The 17,172-nt window shown below is 73.2% G+C and carries 13 protein-coding genes; 11 read left to right on the forward strand and 2 right to left on the reverse strand.

Annotated features, from left to right (window positions below):
- The first annotated feature begins 16 nt into the window (after window positions 1-16).
- Window positions 17-1,519, forward strand: a complete 1,503-nt coding sequence (gene araA / locus AB0I42_RS13000) for an L-arabinose isomerase (protein ID WP_357536938.1) — start codon at window positions 17-19, stop codon at window positions 1,517-1,519.
- Window positions 1,520-1,798: 279 nt separating this feature from the next.
- A complete protein-coding gene (locus tag AB0I42_RS13005) occupies window positions 1,799-2,785 on the forward strand; it encodes a LacI family DNA-binding transcriptional regulator (protein ID WP_357536940.1) in 987 nt (328 codons plus the stop codon).
- Between the two features lie 35 nt (window positions 2,786-2,820).
- Here the strand turns inward: AB0I42_RS13005 and AB0I42_RS13010 are convergent, their stop codons facing one another.
- Window positions 2,821-5,757 carry an AAA family ATPase gene (locus tag AB0I42_RS13010; RefSeq protein WP_357536942.1) on the reverse strand — a complete coding sequence of 979 codons (2,937 nt, stop codon included), beginning with the start codon at window positions 5,755-5,757 and terminating at the stop codon, window positions 2,821-2,823.
- Between the two features lie 361 nt (window positions 5,758-6,118).
- Between AB0I42_RS13010 and AB0I42_RS13015 the strand changes: the two genes are divergently transcribed.
- Entirely contained in the window at window positions 6,119-7,324 is a 1,206-nt protein-coding gene (locus AB0I42_RS13015; protein ID WP_357536944.1) for a hypothetical protein, read from the forward strand.
- 67 nt (window positions 7,325-7,391) lie between these two features.
- On the opposite strand, the gene AB0I42_RS13020 is transcribed toward AB0I42_RS13015, so the two are convergent.
- Window positions 7,392-8,324 (reverse strand): ion transporter, encoded by a 933-nt coding sequence (locus AB0I42_RS13020; RefSeq protein WP_357536946.1) that lies wholly within the window; start codon window positions 8,322-8,324, stop codon window positions 7,392-7,394.
- A 264-nt stretch (window positions 8,325-8,588) separates the two neighbouring features.
- Here AB0I42_RS13020 and AB0I42_RS13025 point away from each other — a divergent pair, with 264 nt between their 5' ends.
- The 8 genes from AB0I42_RS13025 to AB0I42_RS13060 all read left to right on the forward strand — a co-directional run bounded on the left by AB0I42_RS13025 (window position 8,589) and on the right by AB0I42_RS13060 (window position 17,128).
- Window positions 8,589-9,485 (forward strand): alpha/beta hydrolase, encoded by an 897-nt coding sequence (locus AB0I42_RS13025; RefSeq protein ID WP_357536948.1) that lies wholly within the window; start codon window positions 8,589-8,591, stop codon window positions 9,483-9,485.
- Between the two features lie 162 nt (window positions 9,486-9,647).
- Window positions 9,648-10,847, forward strand: a complete 1,200-nt coding sequence (locus AB0I42_RS13030; protein ID WP_357536950.1) for an acyl-CoA dehydrogenase family protein — start codon at window positions 9,648-9,650, stop codon at window positions 10,845-10,847.
- Entirely contained in the window at window positions 10,844-11,950 is a 1,107-nt protein-coding gene (locus tag AB0I42_RS13035; protein ID WP_357536951.1) for an acyl-CoA dehydrogenase family protein, read from the forward strand. Before AB0I42_RS13030 ends, AB0I42_RS13035 begins: the two co-directional genes overlap by 4 nt.
- 129 nt (window positions 11,951-12,079) lie before the next feature.
- Entirely contained in the window at window positions 12,080-12,970 is an 891-nt protein-coding gene (locus AB0I42_RS13040) for an ABC transporter ATP-binding protein (RefSeq protein WP_357536953.1), read from the forward strand.
- A 70-nt stretch (window positions 12,971-13,040) separates the two neighbouring features.
- Window positions 13,041-13,772, forward strand: coding sequence for an ABC transporter ATP-binding protein (locus AB0I42_RS13045; RefSeq protein WP_357536955.1), 732 nt, complete (start codon window positions 13,041-13,043; stop codon window positions 13,770-13,772).
- Between the two features lie 13 nt (window positions 13,773-13,785).
- Window positions 13,786-14,664, forward strand: coding sequence for a branched-chain amino acid ABC transporter permease (locus AB0I42_RS13050; RefSeq protein ID WP_357536957.1), 879 nt, complete (start codon window positions 13,786-13,788; stop codon window positions 14,662-14,664).
- Window positions 14,665-14,666: 2 nt separating this feature from the next.
- Window positions 14,667-15,755, forward strand: coding sequence for a branched-chain amino acid ABC transporter permease (locus AB0I42_RS13055; RefSeq protein WP_357537156.1), 1,089 nt, complete (start codon window positions 14,667-14,669; stop codon window positions 15,753-15,755).
- 92 nt (window positions 15,756-15,847) lie between these two features.
- On the forward strand, window positions 15,848-17,128 hold the full coding sequence (locus tag AB0I42_RS13060; RefSeq protein ID WP_357536958.1) for an ABC transporter substrate-binding protein: 1,281 nt from the start codon (window positions 15,848-15,850) through the stop codon (window positions 17,126-17,128).
- The last annotated feature ends 44 nt before the right edge of the window (window positions 17,129-17,172 follow it).

The raw sequence follows: 17,172 nt of genomic DNA on the forward strand, positions 1-17,172 counted from the left end.
CGCGGAAGGCAACCCCATGGCACCCCACCCTGAACCCGAGGTCTGGTTTCTCACCGGCAGCCAGGCCATGTACGGCGAGGACACCCTGCGCCAGGTCGCCGACCAGTCCCGGCAGATCGCCGCACTGCTCGACGACTCGCCGGACATCCCCGCCCGCGTGGTCTGGAAGCCGGTCCTGACGACCAGCGCCGACATCCTGCGGGTCTGCCGGGACGCCGCCGTACAGGGGGCGGTCGGGGTCATCGCCTGGATGCACACCTTCTCGCCGGCCAAGATGTGGATCGGCGGCCTCGACGCGTTGCAGACACCGCTGCTGCACCTGCACACCCAGGCCAACGTCCTGCTGCCGTGGGACGAGATCGACATGGACTTCATGAACCTGAACCAGGCCGCCCACGGCGACCGTGAGTTCGGGTACATCCAGACCCGTCTCGGCGTGGCCCGCAAGACCGTCGCCGGGCACGTCACCGACCCGCGCGTCGCCACCCGCGTCGGTGCCTGGACGCGGGCGGCACTCGGCTGGTCGGCGATGCGCAGCCTGCGGCTGGCCCGGTTCGGCGACAACATGCGCGATGTCGCCGTGACCGAGGGCGACAAGGTCGAGGCCGAACTGCGCTTCGGCGTCTCCGTCAACACGTACGGCGTCAACGATCTGGTCCAGGTCGTCGGCGAGGTCACCGAGGCGCAGGTCGACGACCTGGTCAAGGAGTACGACGACACCTACCGTGTGGTCGCCGCGCTGCGCCCCGGCGGCGACCGCCACGACTCCCTGCGCTACGCCGCCCGGCTCGAGATCGGCCTGCGGACCTTCCTCGACGGCGGCGGGTTCAAGGCGTTCACCACCAACTTCGAGGACCTCGGCGGACTGCGCCAACTGCCCGGCATCGCCGTGCAACGGCTGATGGCCGACGGCTACGGCTTCGGCGGCGAGGGGGACTGGAAGACCTCCGTCCTGGTCCACACCCTCAAGGCGATGTCGGTCGGTGTCGAGGGTGGAACGTCCTTCATGGAGGACTACACCTACGATCTGACGCCCGGCCAGGAACTCGTCCTCGGCGCCCACATGCTCGAGGTGTGCCCCACCATCGCGGCGGGCGTACCGGACGTGGAGATCCACCCGCTCAGCATCGGCGGGCGCGAGGACCCGGTACGGCTCGTCTTCGACGCGGCACCCGGCCCGGCGGTGGTGCTCGGCCTGGCGGACATGGGGGAGCGGTTCCGGCTGGTGGCCAACGAGGTCGACGTCGTCGCGCCGCCGCAGCCGCTGCGGAGCCTGCCGGTGGCCCGTGCCGTCTGGCGGCCCCGGCCCCACCTGCCCGGCTCGGCCGAGGCGTGGATCACCGCGGGCGCCCCGCACCACACCGTGCTGTCCCAGGCGGTGGGGGTCGAGGAACTGACGGACCTCGCCGAGATGAGCCGTACCGAGCTGGTCGTCATCGACGAGCGCACCGACCCCCGCCGGTTCGCCGACGAGATCCGCTGGAACCAGGCCTACTACCGGCTCGCCCGCGGCTTCTGACCGGGCTGTGACGGAGGTGTCCTCGTCCATGCCCGGGGCACCTCCGTCGCGTCTCCGGGGCCGGCCGTACGGGCCCGGACGCGCCGAACGGACGACGTGCTTTCCGTTGCGGCGGAGGCGGTTGCCGTAGACTACGGTGATCGCTATCCACCCGGACGATGAGCGCTGAAGTGGACACCGCGAGAGGGGTTTCGGTTCTCGGGTCGCTCCGGACATCGTGGACGGAGCCACGACGACCGACGGGCAGGCGGGGAGTGGATGGCCGTGCGTGAGCCTGCGATGACGGACGTGGCTCGCCTCGCCGGAGTCTCCCACCAGACGGTGTCCCGGGTGCTCAACGGCCACCCCAACGTCCGCGAGCAGACCCGGCTGCGCGTCCAGGCCGCGATCGCCGAGATCGGCTACCGGCCCAATCCGGCGGCCCGCGCGCTCGTCACCGGCCGCTCGCAGGTGATCGGCGTGGTCGCCCAGAACACCACCCTCTACGGCCCGGCCTCGCTGCTCGCCGCACTCGAACAGGAGGCCGCCGAGGCCGGCTTCGCCGTCAGCGTGGGCAGCGTACGCAACCTCGACCACCGGTCGATCTCCGCCGTGGTCGAGCGGCACCTCGCCCACCGGGTCGCCGGCATCGTCCTGATCGCCCCGGTGGAGTCGGCCGGTGAGGCACTCGAACGGCTGCCCAAGGACATTCCGCTGGTCACCATCGACGGAGACCCGAACCGGCCGGTGCCGCTGGTGACGGTCGACCAGGTGGCCGGTGCCCGGCAGGCCACCCGGCACCTGCTCGACGCCGGGCACCGCACCGTCTGGCACGTGTCCGGGCCGTCCGACTGGTTCGACAGCGTCGGCCGCATCGAGGGCTGGCGGGACGCCCTGCACGCCGCCGGGGCCGAGGTGCCACCGCTGATCGCGGCGGACTGGTCCGCGGCGGCCGGTTACCGGTGCGGGCAGATGCTGGCGCGGATGCCGGAGGTCACCGCGATCTTCACCGCCAACGACCACCTGGCCCTCGGCGTACTGCGGGCCCTGCACGAGCACGGCCGCCGCGTGCCGCACGAGATCAGCGTGGTCGGCTTCGACGACGTGCCGGAGGCCGCGTACTTCATCCCACCGCTGACCACCGTCCGGCCGGACTTCGGCGCGGTGGCCCGGGCGAGCATCGGGTTGCTGCTGACCCAGATCGAGTCCGACACCGGTGGGGCGCTGCGCCAGACCATCGCGCCGACCCTGGTCGCCCGCGACAGCGTCGCCCCGCCACCCGGCTGAGCCGCCACCCGCCGGATCGCTTCCCGCCGTCGGTGCTACCCGGCCGGCTCTCCATGGCCGGGCGCGGGCATGGCGGCGGCATAGTCGCAGAGCGCGGACCGGTGCGGTTGATCCAACTTGCGCAGCAGACTCGCGACGTGCTTCTCGACGGTGCGGTGCGACAGGTAGAGGCGGCGGGCGATCTCCTTGTTGCCGTGCCGTTCGGCGAGCAGGAGCAGCACCTCGTGCTCCCGTACGGTCACCCCCCGCTCCCGTAACCGGGGCGGCAGCAGGTCGTGACCGGTACGGCGCTGCGGGGCCCGCTGCCCGGCCCGGCGGATCAGGGTCCGGCAGGCGGCGGCGACCCAGGGCGTACCGATGGTCTGGAAATGGAGTTCGGCCTCCCGAAGCCACCGGGCCGGATCACCCCAGCCGTGCTCCAGCGCGGCCTCCGCCACCAGCCGCAGGCCCAGGCGGTGCGCGGTCGGGAACACCGCCGCCGCCTCGCACGCCCTGGCCAGCGCCGTCGCGGCCGGGCCGGCCGCACCCGTGGCACCGAGCAGCACCGCGTCCGCGAAGTGGACGAACTGCCGGTTCCAGCGCAGCGCGGCGGCCGGGTGCGCGGCGACCTCCTCGTACTCGCGCCGGCCGGCGCCGCCCGCCAGCACGTCCAGCAGCAGCGCCAGCCCGTACCTGCCGTACTGGTAGTAGATGGTGTCGCGTCGTTCGTCGAAGGCCCGCGCCGCGTCCAGTTCGCAACGTGCCGCCGGCCGGTCCTCCTCCAGCAGGGCGCAGAAGGCGCGGGAGAGCCCGTGCACGATCGGCATGTGGTAGGAGTCCAGGCCGCCGCGGCGGGCGAACTCGGCCAGCGCCGCCTCCATGCCGGCCCGGTCGGCGCGGTGCGCGTGGGCGGCCGCCTGGACCGCGAGCGCGTACCGCAGGTCGCCGGCCTTGCCGAAGCGGACCATCGCCGCCGCGCATTCGCCCGCGCCCCGCAGCGCCTCGTCGTACCGGCCGTAGAAGACGTCGTGCATGGCCAGGCTGGCGTCGGCCTCGTAGCCGGTGTGTACCGCGCCCATCGCCCAGGCGGCCGCGCGGGCCTGCCGGAGCTGCTCGCTGTGGCCGGTCTGGATCATGCGGTTGGAGGCGAGCCGGATCGACGCCCTGATCCGCCAGAGCGGTAGCCGGTGTTCCTCGGCCACCCGCAGGACCTCCAGCAGGTGCCGGTCCGCCTCGGCGAACCCCCGGCGCCGGGCCATCAGCGCCAGCAGCTGCCGGGCCCGGCAGACGACCTCGGGCAGGGGGACCCGCTCGGCCTCGGTCGCCGCCCGCAACGCGACCCGTTCGGCCTCGTCGGCACGCCCCTCCTGGAGGCTGAGCACGTGTGCGTGCACCACGTCGACGGCGGCGAGCTGCGCGGCACCGGCGTCCGGGCCGAGCAGCATGCGGGCCGCCGCGATACGGCTCTCCGCGTCGGCGGTGCGGCCACCGTGGAAAGCCATCCACCCCAGCCGGGAGTGCAGCGCGATCGCCTCGGCGGTGGTCAGGTCGGGCAGCGCCAGGACCGCGTTGACCAGCCCCTGCGCGCGGTCGAACTCACCGATCTCCTCCAGGGCGGTGAGCAGCCGTTCCAGCACCGCGACCGAGCCCGGCCGGTCGCCGCAGCTGCGCAACAGGTGGTGCGCGCGTTCGAGCAGCGTCGCCGCCGAGTTCGCCGCGCCCTGGGCGAGCGCCCGGTCGCCGGCCTGGGCCAGCAGGTGCGCCGCACCGGCGCTGTCCCCGGCGGCGAGCCGCAGCTCGGCGGCCAGCGGGCACAGCTCACCCGGCAGGTCCGGATAGCGGGCCGCCAGCGCGCGGGCGGCGGTGGCGGCGAGCCGGGACCGTTCGCGGTGCGGCAGTTCGCCGAGCAGCGCGGTGGCGATGAGGGCGTGCCGGAAGGCGTACCAGTCGGGGTCGGTCGGGTCGGGGCGCAGCAGGTGCGCGGCGGTCGCGGCGCGCAGCAGTTCGTCGGTCGCCTCGGCGGTCTGCTCCAGCATCGAGTGCAGTACGGCGAGCGGGAACCGGGCACCGATCACCGCGGCGGCCTCGAGCAGGCGGCGCCCGGGTGGCCCGAGCCGGTCGGCGCGGTCGGCGACGGCGCGTACGACCGTCACCGGCACCGGGCCGGCCAGGTCGTGGTCGCTGTGCCAGCGGGCGTCGTGCTGACGCAGGGCCCCGCTGGCCATCATGCCGGCGAGCAGCTCCTCGACGACGAACGGCACCCCGTCGGAGTTGCGGGCCAGCCGGTCCGCCAGCCGATCGGGCAGGTCGGCGGGATCGGTGCGCAGGCACTGGGCCGCCAGCTGGGTCACCTGCGCGGGCGTCAGCGCGGACAGTGCCAGCAGCGGCACGTCGTGGTCGCGCCGGAGCCGGTAGGCCAGGTCGAGCGCCGGTGACGGCCCGGTGCGCAGCGAGGCGAGCACGAGTACGGGCAGCCCGGCCAGGTTGGCGGTGAGATAGCCGAGCACCTCGAGGGTTTCCGGGTCGGCGTCGTGCAGGTCTTCGAGCACCAGCAGCAGCGGCTGCTCACGGCCCAGCACCGCCAGCAGCCGCAGCACCCCCTCGGCCAGCACCAGCGTGGACTCGCCCGCGCCGGACCCGGCCGCGCCGTCGGCCCGCCACTCGGGAAAGAGCCGCGACAGCGCCGGCCGGAACGGTTCGAGTTCCGGGCCGGTGGGTGTCGGGCCGACCCGCAGGCGGGTGTTGAGTGCCTCGACCAGTGGCCGGAACGGCATCGACGTGCCGGCCACGGTGGCCCGGCCCGACAGCACCGTCATCCCGGTCACGGCCCGGCCGGCGTCCCGGATCAGCCGGGACTTGCCGATCCCGGCCTCTCCGGTGACGAACAGCGCCCGGCCGTGACCGAGGCGGACCTGGCCGGCCGCCTCGGCGATCGTGGTGAGCTCGGCATCCCGTCCGATCAGGACGGGCGAGGTCAGTGGAGTCGGGTTCACGTCACTTCCGCGTGGTGCCGGATCGAACCCCGTCAGCTTCCCCCGTTGCCGCATCCCCCGCAGCCGTGCGGGTGGTATCCGGCGGCCGTGACGACCGCCGTGTCCGGGTTGGACGATGCGCTGCCGTTGGTGGCCGCACCGCCGACCAAACCTACTGTGACCAGGGCCGCGGTAAGTAGTGCGGCCAGGAACCGGCGCTTGGGTGCCATGGGTCCCCCTCGTTGGTGAGACTGTGGTCCTCGCGATCGTAGACGCCCTTGCAAGCCGTTCCGGTTGCCAGCCGATCGGCCGGATACGGCCGCAGAAATGTGGGTGGTGTGCACCCATGTAAGGGCGGCAACCAGCGATGAGCATCAGTCGCATGTCAATTCTTCACACCTCACAGCGGCGCGTGGGTTGGCTCGGCAGAGCCGCCGCGGTCACCTGCGCCGCCGTCATGACCGTCGGGCTGGGGGCCACCCACGCGGTCGCCAAGCCCGCGACGCCGCCGGCGTCCGCGGCCGACGTCACCGAGATGGTGAACGCGCTCTTCACCGACGCCAGCGACGCGATGCGTTACTCGATCGCCGTGGCCGCCGCCGATCCCGATCGCTCGTGGCCGGCGGGCAGCATCGAGGCGCAGCTCGCGGACGCGTTCCAGGACATGCCGGCGCAGCGGCGCCAGGCGTACACCGACGGCGCGAAGGCGATGCTGACCAAGGCCGACACCCAGTTCGGGCGGTACGGCAAGGTCGCTCCCGCCGAGTACGCGGGGCGCGGGTTCGCCGACGTCTACGCCCGGAGCCCGCTGCCGGTGGACCCGGCCCGGTTCGGCTCGGCGCTCAAGGCCCGCCACGACGCCGAGGCGGCCCTGAAGGCGCCCGGTGGCGCGCAGGACGCCCGCTGCCAGGACTGCCCGGACCCGGAGCCGGACCCCTGCCGTGACCTGGGCATCTGCGAGCCGCCCCCGGCGCCCAAGCCCAAGACCGGCCTCAAGTTCATGATCAACAAGGTCGTCTGTATCGACGAGACCGGCAGCGGCGTCGGCGAGTGGGGCTCGGACGAGATCGCCCTCGGCGGCCTGGTCGTCACCCCCGGCGGTGACACGGTCCAGGTGGGTGCCTACGAGATCCCGCAGGGCTTCGACGACGGCACCATCTGGACCTTCTACAACAACGGGTTCACGTTCGGCTCGTTCGACCTGCCGACCACCTACCCCGGCGTCTACACCGCGTCGGTCCTGCTCACCGAGGTCGACGCGGGCGGCTTCGCCAGCGTCCTCAACACCGTGTGGCAGCAGGTGAAGGGCACCGTCCAGGCCGAGGTCGCACGGCGGGTCGGCCAGGTGCTCGAACCGGTCCTGCGCAGCAAGCTGGTCGCGCAGGCGCTCGGCGCACTCGCCGGGTACTTCGCCGTCGAGTTGGTCAACTGGATCATCAACTCGTTCAACGACGACGTCTTCATGCAGGCCGGCAGCTCGCAGTTCACGCTGAACACCATCAACGACGCGCTGCCCTCGGGTGTGTTCCGGTTCTCCGACCACGACGGCGTCTACGACGTCCACTACTCCTGGACCTGGCGCAGATAGCTCCTCCTCCCCCCGCCGGGTGGCGGCCCGCGAGGGTCGCCACCCGGCACCGTTTCGCCCGGCGGCGCTACGCCGCGACGCCGCGGTCGGCCACCGGCCGGTCGCAGGTTCCGTCGCAGGCTGGGGCGGGGGCATCCGGGGCGGGCGACCGGTCCGGCATCCGCCGTTCCAGGTCGCTGATGATCGCGTGCAGTTGGGCCAGCTGCTCCTGTACGGACGGCTCGCGCCGGTCGTCGCCGGCCGGCGGTCGGCGGCTCTGCAGCGCCGCGGCGCGTTCGTCCTGGTGCGCCTCCTGCAGGGCGGTCAGCACCAGGCCGACGAGCAGGTTCGTGAGCAGGTAGCAGGCGGCGACCATGTAGGAGACGTAGTAGAGGACCGCCCAGTCGGTCACCTGGCGGCCGGCCTGGAGTGTGTCGGTGATGCCGTCCAGCGACAGCAGGAGGAAGAGCGTCAGCATCGCCTGCCCGACCGTGCCGTACCGCTCGGGATAGGCGGTGCCGAAGAGCATCCAGCCGAGCACCGCGTAGCCGTACAGCAGTAGGGCGGTGACCAGTAGGAAGCTGCCCAGGCCGGGTAGGCTGCGCCGGATCCCGACGAAGATCACGCGCAGGCTGGGGAAGAGCCGGAACGCCCGCGCGATCCGCGCCAGGCGCAGCAGCCGCAGCACCGTCACGTTCTCCCGTACGCCCGGAAGCAGGGGTGCGGTCACGATCACCAGGTCGAAGACGTTCCACCCGTCCCGGAAGAAGCCGGCGGGTGCCGGCAGGTGCGCCCCGAACCGGATGAGCAGTTCGAGGACGAAGTAGGCCAGGCAGGCGTACTCGATCCAGCGCAGCGCGGAGCCGGCCACGGCGACCACCGCGTCGTACGTCTCCAGGCCGAGCGCCACCGCGTTGACGCCCACCACCACGAAGCTGGCGATGTTGAACCAGGAGGCGCCGACCAGGGCCCCGCACGCCGCGGAGATCGGATGCGACGGGGGACGGGGACTGCTCGACATGGATCTCCTCGGCGGCTCTGAACCGCAGTGGAGCTTAGGGCATGACCGGTCGCCGGCCGGCGACCGGAGCGACCACAAAGGACCGCCGTCGGGGCCGCCGGGGGCGGGTGTGCCCGGGCCCGGACCGGCGGTCCGGGCACCGGTATCCGGCCGTGCGCGGGCCGGGGTGGCGGAGACCGGTGGTTTCGCCGATGCGGGCGACCGGCCTCCGGCAAGAAACTGGCCGATGTCGATATATCCCCGCACGGCAGGGAGTGCAGTGACATGTCAGCCACCACCCGTCCCACCCCGACCCGCCGCCCGGCCCGCGTCCTCCTCGGCCTGACCATGGTCGCCGGCCTGGTCGCCGGTACGATCGTCGCCGCCCCGGCGGCGCAGGCCGCCGACAACCCGTACGAGCGCGGCCCCGCCCCGACCAACGCCAGCGTCGAGGCCGCCCGGGGCCCGTACGCGACCTCGTCGGTCAACGTCTCCTCACTGGTCGCGACCGGCTTCGGCGGCGGCGTGATCTACTACCCGACCACGACCGCCGACGGCACGTTCGGTGCGGTCGCGATCTCGCCCGGCTTCACCGCCTACTGGTCCAGCCTGGACTGGCTCGGTCCCCGGCTGGCCTCGCAGGGCTTCGTGGTCTTCGGTATCGAGACCAACACCACGCTCGACCAGCCGGACAGCCGGGGCCGGCAACTGCTCGCCGCCCTCGACTACCTGGTCAACCGGAGTTCGGTGCGCGGCCGGGTCGACGCCTCCCGGCTGGCGGTCGCCGGTCACTCGATGGGTGGCGGCGGCTCGCTGGCGGCGGCGCGCAGCCGTCCGGATCTGAAGGCGGCCATTCCGCTGGCTCCGTGGCACACCACGAAGAGCTGGTCGACGCTGCGGGTGCCGACGCTGATCATCGGCGGAGAGTCGGACAGCGTGGCCCCGGTCGCGACCCACTCCGAGCCGTTCTACGCCAGCATCTCGGCGGCGCCGGAGAAGGCGTACCTGGAGCTCAACAACGCCAGCCACTTCTTCCCGCAGGTCTCCAACACGCCGATGGCCAAGCAGATGATCTCGTGGCTGAAGCGGTTCGTGGACAACGACACGCGGTACACGCAGTTCCTCTGCCCGGGTCCGGGCGGGCTGGCGGTCGAGGAGTACCGGAACACCTGTCCGGTCTAGCGGCCGCCGGCCCACGATCCGGCCGCCGGCCACGATCCGGCCGCCGGCGACCGCCCGGTGACGACCGGCCGGCGGGGGAGCGACCTCCGCCGGCTCGGTCGTGCCGGGCGCTGGACGGCGGTCGGTCGTCGGTCATATATTGCACCCTCAGTGCAACTAGTCATGCGGGAGGTAGGCGTGTGGAAGGACCGGTTGCCCGGCCTGGTGGCCGAGTTCCTGGCCGGGCACGACCCCGGCACGCTGGGCCGTACGGGATTTCTCCGGGCCCGGTTCGACGCCGGGCTGGCCCTGGTCCACCACCCGGCCGGCCTCGGCGGCCTCGACGCGCCCCGCGAACTGCAACCGCTGGTCGACGCGGCGTTCGCCGCGGCCGGCGCCCCCGACAACGCACCCCACCGCAACGGGATCGGTCTCGGCATGGCCGCGCCGACCATCCTCCGGCACGGCGGCCCCGCCCTCCGTGAGCGGCTGCTGCGGCCGCTGTGGACCGGCGAGGAGATCTGGTGCCAGCTCTTCAGCGAGCCCGGCGCCGGCTCCGACCTCGCCTCGGTGGCCACCCGCGCGGCCCGCGTGACCGGCACCGACGGCTGGATCGTCAACGGGCAGAAGGTCTGGACCTCCATGGCCCACCGCGCCCGCTGGGGGCTGCTGCTCGCCCGGACCGACCCGGACCTGCCCAAACACCAGGGCCTGACCTACTTCGTCTGCGACATGACCGCGCCCGGTGTGGAGGTCCGCCCGCTCCGGCAGCTCACCGGCGAGGCCGAGTTCAACGAGGTCTTCCTGACCGACGTACGGCTCCCCGACGAGCTGCGCCTCGGCGAGGTCGGTCAGGGCTGGCGGGTGGCGCGTACCACCCTGATGAACGAACGGGTCGCCATCGGCGGCCGGCCGGCCCCGCGCGAGGGCGGCATGATCGGCGTACTCGCGCGGGCCTGGCGGGAGCGCCCCGACCGGCGTACTCCCGGGCTGCACGACGAGCTGGTCCGGCTCTGGGTCCGGGCCGAGGCGGTCCGGCTGACCGGGATGCTCGTGCGGCGACAGGCCGCCGCCGGGGACCCGGGCCCGGAGGGGTCGGCGGTCAAGCTCTCCTACGCCACCCTCACCCAGGCGGTCTCCGGCCTGGAACTCGACCTGCTCGGCGCGGACGGGCTGCGCTACGACGGATGGGAGATGCGGCGGCCGGACCGGGTCGACATGCTCGGCCGCACCCCCGGTTACCGCTACCTGCGCGCCCGGGGCAACTCCATCGAGGGCGGCACCTCCGAGATCCTGCGCGACATCATCGCCGAGCGCGTTCTGGGGCTGCCCGCCGGACCCCGTGCCGACCGGGACACCGCCTGGCGGGACGTTCCCCGATGAGCGTCGACCCGCGGTACGACGAGGTGGAGACGCACCTGCGTGACAGCGTACGGGCGATGCTCGCCGAGCGCGTCCCGTGGCAGGTCGTGCTGGCCAACCAGGGCCGGCCCACCGACCCGGTGCTGTGGTCGCTGCTCGCCGTCGAGATGGGGCTGGCCGGGCTGGCGATCCCCGAACGGCTCGGCGGCGGTGGCGGCGGGCTGCGGGAGAACGCGGTCGTCTGCGAGGAGCTTGGACGGGCGGTGGCGCCGGTGCCCTACCTGGCGAGCGCGGTGGTCGCCACCCAGACGCTGCTGGCCTGTGCCGCGGACGACTGGCTCGCCCGGCTCGCGGACGGCACCCGCCGGGCGGTGCTGGTGCTGCCCGTCGACACCCCGCCCGGTCCCGCCCTCGGGCCCGCCGTCGCGGCCGACGGCCGCCGGCTCACCGGCGCGGTACCCGGCGTCGCCGATGCCGGCGGTGCCGACCTGCTGCTGGTCCCGACCGTGGACGCGCTGTGGGTCGTCGAGGCGGCCGGCGCCGGGGTCGACCGGTCACCGGTGGTGTCGCTGGACCAGACCCGGGCGTTGACCGACATCACCCTCGACACGGTGCCGGCGTACCGGGTCGCGACCGGACGCCGGGCGGCCCAGGCGGTGCACTGGGGGCTGGCCGCCGGGGCGGTCCTGCTCGCCGCCGAGCAGCACGGGATCGCCCGGTGGTGCCTCTCGGCGGCGGTCGACCATCTCCGGACCCGGTACCAGTTCGGCCGCCCGATCGGGCAGTTCCAGGCGCTCAGGCACCGGCTCGCCGACGCCTGGGTCGAGGTCACCCAGGCCGGGGCGGTCTCCCGGTACGCCGTCGACGTGCTCGCCGAGGCCGATCCCGGTGCGGGGCCGGACTCCGAGGCGCGGGTGGCGGCGGCGCTGGCCCAGGCGCACTGCGGACCGGTCGCGGTCCGCCTCGCCGAGGAGTGCGTGCAGCTCCACGGCGGGCTCGGGTTCAGCTGGGAGCACCCGGCCCACCTGTACCTGAAGCGGGCCCGGACGGCCGCCGTCGCGTTCGGCACGGCCGACCGGCACCGGGCCGCGCTGGCCGGCCTGGTCGACCTGCCGCCGGCGTGATCCCCGGGTCACCCGTTCGTAACGAGGTATTGACGAGCCCCGTATGAAAAGTACACTGCCAGTGTAAAAAGCAGTGGCAGTGCAAAAAGTTTCCGGACCGGAACGAGCGTGAGCGGGGGAGGAGGGCCGATGGCCGACACCACGATCGCGCGGCCGGTGCCCGGCGAGGGCCTGGCCCTGCACGGCATCGGCGTGCGGTTCGGCGGCCTCGTCGCCCTCGACGACGTCTCCCTGCGGGTGCCACCCGGCCAGGTCGTCGGCGTCATCGGCCCGAACGGCGCCGGCAAGACCACCCTGTTCAACGTGATCTGCGGCTTCGTCCGCCCGGCCGCCGGGTCACTGACCCTGCGCGGGCGGCCGCTGCACCCGCGCCCCGACCGGCTCACCCGGCTCGGCATCGCCCGTACCCTGCAGGGGGTCGGGCTCTTCGCCGGCCTCACCGTCGCCGAGAACGTGATGGCCGGCGCCACCGGCTCCGCCCGGGCCGGATTCCTGTCCGCGCTGCTCGGACTGCGGCGCAGCGACCGGGAGGAGCGCCGGCTGCGGGCCGACGCCCTCGAACTGCTCGACGAACTCGGCGTCGCCGGCCACGCCGACGCGCTACCGGCGACCCTGCCCTACGGGCTACGCAAACGGGTCGCGCTGGCCCGCGCCCTGGCCGCCCGGCCCCGGCTGCTGCTGCTCGACGAGCCGGCCGGCGGCCTCGGCGTCGAGGAGATCGCCGAACTCGGGGAACTCGTCAGCGGCCTGCCCCGGCGCGCCGGTCGCCACCGTGACACCGACGAACCCTGCTCCGTGCTGCTGGTCGAGCACCACATGGACCTGGTGATGTCGGTCTGCGACCAGATCATGGTGCTCGACTTCGGCCGGGTGGTCGCCACCGGCACCCCGGACCAGATCCGCGCCGACCCGGCCGTGACCGAGGCATACCTGGGCGTCGACGACCCGTCCGGACCGTCCGGTTCGGACGGCGCGGACCGCTCCGACAAGGACGGCACGCGAAGCGAGGCGGCGGCATGAGCGAGCGGAGCGAGCGATTGGTCGGCTCCGTGTTGACTCATGCCGCTGGTGAGCGAAGCGAGGCGGCGGCATGAGCGAGCGTCGTGCTGTTCCGCTGCTCGAGGTGCGGGGGCTCACCGCCGGGTACGGCGCCGCCCCGGTCCTGCGTGGCATCGACCTGACCATCCGCACCGGCACCATCACCGCGGTGCTCGGTGCCAACGGGGCCGGAAAGACCACGCTGCTGCGTACCCTGTCCGGGCTGATCCGTCCCACCGGTGGCCGGATCGTCCTGTCTGGTGAGGAGATCGGCGCGACCCCGGTCGAGCGGCTGGTCCGCCGGGGGATGGCCCACGTCCCCGAAGGCCGGGGCGTGGTCACCGAGCTGACCGTCGAGGAGAACCTGCGCCTCGGCGGGCTCTGGCGCCGGGACCGGGCCGACGCGAAACGCGCCCTCGACGAGGTGTACGAACTCTTCGAGCCGTTGGCCCGGCGGCGGCGGGCCAGCGGGCACCAGCTCTCCGGCGGTGAGCGGCAGATGCTCGCCCTCGGCCGGGCCCTGGTCGCCCGCCCCAGGCTGTTGCTGCTCGACGAACCGTCGCTCGGCCTCGCCCCGAAGGTCACCGCCCAGATCATGGCGCTGCTCCGCGACCTGCGTGACCGGACCGGTCTGACCGTGCTCCTGGTCGAGCAGAACGTACGTGGCGCGCTGTCCGTCGCCGACGACGGCGTCGTTCTCGCGCTCGGGCAGGTGGTGGTGACCGCCGACGCCGCCCGGCTGCGTGCGGACGACGACCTCCGGCACGCCTACCTGGGCTTCTAGGAGGGGCCAGCCGATGGAACGCTTCGTCTTCCTCACCGTCGACGGCCTCAGCCGGGGCGCGGTCTACGCCGCGTTCGCCCTCGCCCTGGTGCTGATCTGGCGAGCCGCCCGGGTGGTCAACTTCGCCCAGGGCGCGATGGCGGTCGCCACCGGCTACGTCGCCTACAGCGTCACCGCCGCGACCGGCTCGTACTGGCTCGGGTTCGTCGCCGCGCTCGGCGGCGGGCTGTTGCTGGGCGCCGCCGTCGAACGCGGCGTGATGCGGTTCGTCGACCACCGGGCGCCGCTGAACGCGGTCATCGTCGCGCTCGGCCTGATCCTGCTCGTGCACGCGGTCCTCGGGATGCTCTACGGCAACGAGTTCCGGCCGGTCGGCACCCCGTTCTCCCGCGACCCGCTCACGCTGGGCGACCTGGCCCTGCTCTCGCGGTACGACCTCTTCGTCTTCGGCGCCGTCGCCGTGGTGGTGACCGGTCTCGCCCTGCTGTTCACCTACACCCCGGTCGGCCTGCGGATGCGCGCCTCGGCCTTCGCCCCCGAGGTCTCCCGGCTGCTCGGGGTCAACGTGGCCGGGATGCTGACCCTCGGCTGGGCGCTCGCCGCCGCGGTCGGCGCCCTGGCCGGGCTGCTGGTCATCCCGACCGAGCTGGGCCTGCACCCGCACGCGATGGACCTGGTCTTCGTCTCGGCCTTCACCGCGGCCGTGGTCGGCGGCCTGGACTCCCCACCGGGCGCGGTCGTCGGCGGGCTGGCGGTCGGGCTGATCCTGTCCTACGTCAGCGGGTACGTCGGCAGCGACACCACCCCGCTGGCGGTCCTGGTCCTGCTGCTCACCGTGCTGCTGCTGCGCCCGGCGGGCCTGTTCACCACCGGCAGAGCGAGGCAGGTGTGACCATTCTCCGACCACTCACCACGCCCACCACCCGGCGGACGGGTCCGCTGCCGCGCTCCACCCTGCTGCGGCACCTGCTGCTGGCCGTCGTCGCCGGAGCCGGGCTCTTCGTCCTCACCGGGGCACTGGAGCCGTTCCGCAACTACCAGCTGGCGACGGTCGCCGCGTACCTGTGCGCGACCGCCGGGCTCACCGTCCTCACCGGACTCAACGGTCAGCTCTCCCTCGGCCACGGGGCACTGATGGCCACCGGCGCCTACACCGTGGCCCTGACCCAGAACGCGCTCGCCGACGCCGGCCGGCCCGGCGGCGGATACCTGCTCCTCTCACTCGCCCTCGGGGTGGTGGTGACGGTCGCCGCCGGTGCGGTGATCGGCGCGGCCGCCGCCCGGCTGCGCGGACCGTACCTGGCCGGGGTCACGCTCGCCGTCGCGGTCGTCGTGCCGGCGCTGACCACCACCTTCCGGGGCGTCCTCAACAGCGAGCAGGGGCTGCCGGTCCACCTGGCGCCCGCGCCGGAGGCGCTCGGACCCTACTTCCCGTACGAGCGCTGGCAGGCATGGATCGCCGTCGCCGGGGCGCTGCTGACCTTGGTGCTGCTGGCGAACCTGACCCGCAGCCGGTTCGGCCGCAACCTGCGGGCGGTCCGCGACGACGAGGTGGCGGCCCGGCTCGCCGGCATCCACGTCGGCCGTACCCAGGTGCTGGCCTTCGTGGTCAGCGCGGGCTGCGCCGGTCTCGGCGGCGGCCTGCTGGCGGTGCTGGCGCAGAGCGTCTCGCCCGGCGCCTTTTCGCTGACCCTGTCGCTGTACCTGCTGATGGCCATCGTGATCGGTGGGCTCGGCAGCCTGGCCGGCGCGCTGTGGGGTGCCCTGCTCCTGGTGGCCCTTCCGGCGGCGACCCACATGATCACGGATCTGGTGGACCCGCCGCCGGCCGTCGCGCAGCGGCTGGACGGAAACCTCTCCCTGGCGATCTTCGGAGTCACGTTGGTCGTCGTGATGATCGCCGCGCCGGGTGGTGTGCAGGGTCTGCTGCGCCGCGCCGGCCGGTTCGTCGGTGCCCGGTGGCGGGTGCCGACCGGGCGGTGAGCCGACAGCGCACGCGCCCGCTCCACCACCATCACCACCCACCCCTCGTCAACGGTCCAGCGGACCACCGTCGGATCGAGAAAGGTCGGACGATGCACCGCATCGCGCACCGCGCATTCGCGATCGCCGCCTGCGCCGTACTGGTCACCGCACTGGCCGCCTGTGGCGGTGACGGGGCCGGCCCGGACCGGGCGGCGGTCCCCGGTGTCACCGACACCGAGATCCTGGTCGGCACGCACATGCCGCTGACCGGGCCGGCCTCGGCCGGCTACTCGAAGATCGCGCCGGCCACCAAGGCGTACTTCGACCACGTCAACGCCAACGGCGGGGTGTACGGCCGGAAGATCAACTACAAGATCATGGACGACGGCTACAACCCGGCGACCACCCAGCAGGTGGTCCGCGAGCTGGTGCTGCAGGACAAGGTCTTCGCCATCCTCAACGGGCTCGGCACCCCGCCGCACAGCGGCGTGCTGGACTTCCTCAACACCAGCCGGGTGCCGGACCTCTTCGTCGCCTCCGGCAGCCGGGCCTGGAACGCGCCGGACCGCTACCCGTACACCTTCGGTTTCAACACCGACTACACCGTCGAGGGCAAGATCCTCGCCACGTACGTCAGGAACAACCTCGCCGGGCAGAAGGTCTGCTTCTTCGGGCAGGACGACGACTTCGGCCAGGACAGCCTGGCCGGCGTGGAACAGGTGCTCGGCGCGACCGCGGTGGCGGTCAAGCAGACGTACGTCACCAGCAACACCAACGTCGCGCCGCAGATCGGTGAGCTGAAGGCCGGCGGCTGCCAGGTCGTCGTCCTGGCCACCGTGCCGGGGTTCACCGCGCTGTCGATCGGCACCGCGGCCCGGATCGGGTTCGCGCCGACGTGGCTGGTCTCCGGCGTGGGTGGTGACTACACCACGCTCGCCGCCCAGCTCGGTGACGCCAAGGGGCTGCTGGAGGGGATGCTCGGGGTGAACTACCTGCCCTCGGCCGCCGCCACCGACGACCCGTGGACCGCGCTCTTCCGCAAGATCAACGATGAGCGCAACGGCGGTGCGGCGTTCGACGGCAACATCGTCTACGGCATGTCGGTCGGCTACCTCTTCGTGCAGGCACTGCTCGCCGCCGGCGAGGACCTGACCCGGCAGGGCCTGATCGACGCGATCGAGCGGGGCGGTTTCAAGGGGCCCGGCCTGGCGCCGCTGCGGTTCGCCAAGGACAACCACTCCGGGTACGGCGGCATGCGGATGATCAAGGTGGAGCAGGGGAAGCAGGACTACTTCGGCCCCACCTACGAGACCGACTCGGGCGGCGGCCCGGTCAACGAGTATCCGGAGGCGCCGCCGGCCCCGCCCGCGAACGGGATCCCGTCCGTCTGACCCGTCGGTGCCGTCCCCGGGTGCCGCGCACCCGGGGGCGGCCG

This window comes from Polymorphospora sp. NPDC050346 (genome assembly GCF_040655695.1).
Lineage (GTDB): Bacteria > Actinomycetota > Actinomycetes > Mycobacteriales > Micromonosporaceae > Polymorphospora > Polymorphospora lycopeni.

What these genes read in the sequence shown, in the direction of transcription:
- AB0I42_RS13040 (WP_357536953.1), top strand. Translation starts at nt 12,080, where the DNA reads ATGGCCGACACCACGATCGCGCGGCCGGTGCCCGGCGAGGGCCTGGCC.
- AB0I42_RS13020 (WP_357536946.1), bottom strand. Translation starts at nt 8,324, where the DNA reads ATGTCGAGCAGTCCCCGTCCCCCGTCGCATCCGATCTCCGCGGCGTGC.
- araA (WP_357536938.1), top strand. Translation starts at nt 17, where the DNA reads ATGGCACCCCACCCTGAACCCGAGGTCTGGTTTCTCACCGGCAGCCAG.
- AB0I42_RS13005 (WP_357536940.1), top strand. Translation starts at nt 1,799, where the DNA reads ATGACGGACGTGGCTCGCCTCGCCGGAGTCTCCCACCAGACGGTGTCC.
- AB0I42_RS13030 (WP_357536950.1), top strand. Translation starts at nt 9,648, where the DNA reads ATGCGGGAGGTAGGCGTGTGGAAGGACCGGTTGCCCGGCCTGGTGGCC.
- AB0I42_RS13045 (WP_357536955.1), top strand. Translation starts at nt 13,041, where the DNA reads ATGAGCGAGCGTCGTGCTGTTCCGCTGCTCGAGGTGCGGGGGCTCACC.
- AB0I42_RS13060 (WP_357536958.1), top strand. Translation starts at nt 15,848, where the DNA reads ATGCACCGCATCGCGCACCGCGCATTCGCGATCGCCGCCTGCGCCGTA.
- AB0I42_RS13035 (WP_357536951.1), top strand. Translation starts at nt 10,844, where the DNA reads ATGAGCGTCGACCCGCGGTACGACGAGGTGGAGACGCACCTGCGTGAC.
- AB0I42_RS13015 (WP_357536944.1), top strand. Translation starts at nt 6,119, where the DNA reads ATGTCAATTCTTCACACCTCACAGCGGCGCGTGGGTTGGCTCGGCAGA.
- AB0I42_RS13050 (WP_357536957.1), top strand. Translation starts at nt 13,786, where the DNA reads ATGGAACGCTTCGTCTTCCTCACCGTCGACGGCCTCAGCCGGGGCGCG.
- AB0I42_RS13025 (WP_357536948.1), top strand. Translation starts at nt 8,589, where the DNA reads ATGTCAGCCACCACCCGTCCCACCCCGACCCGCCGCCCGGCCCGCGTC.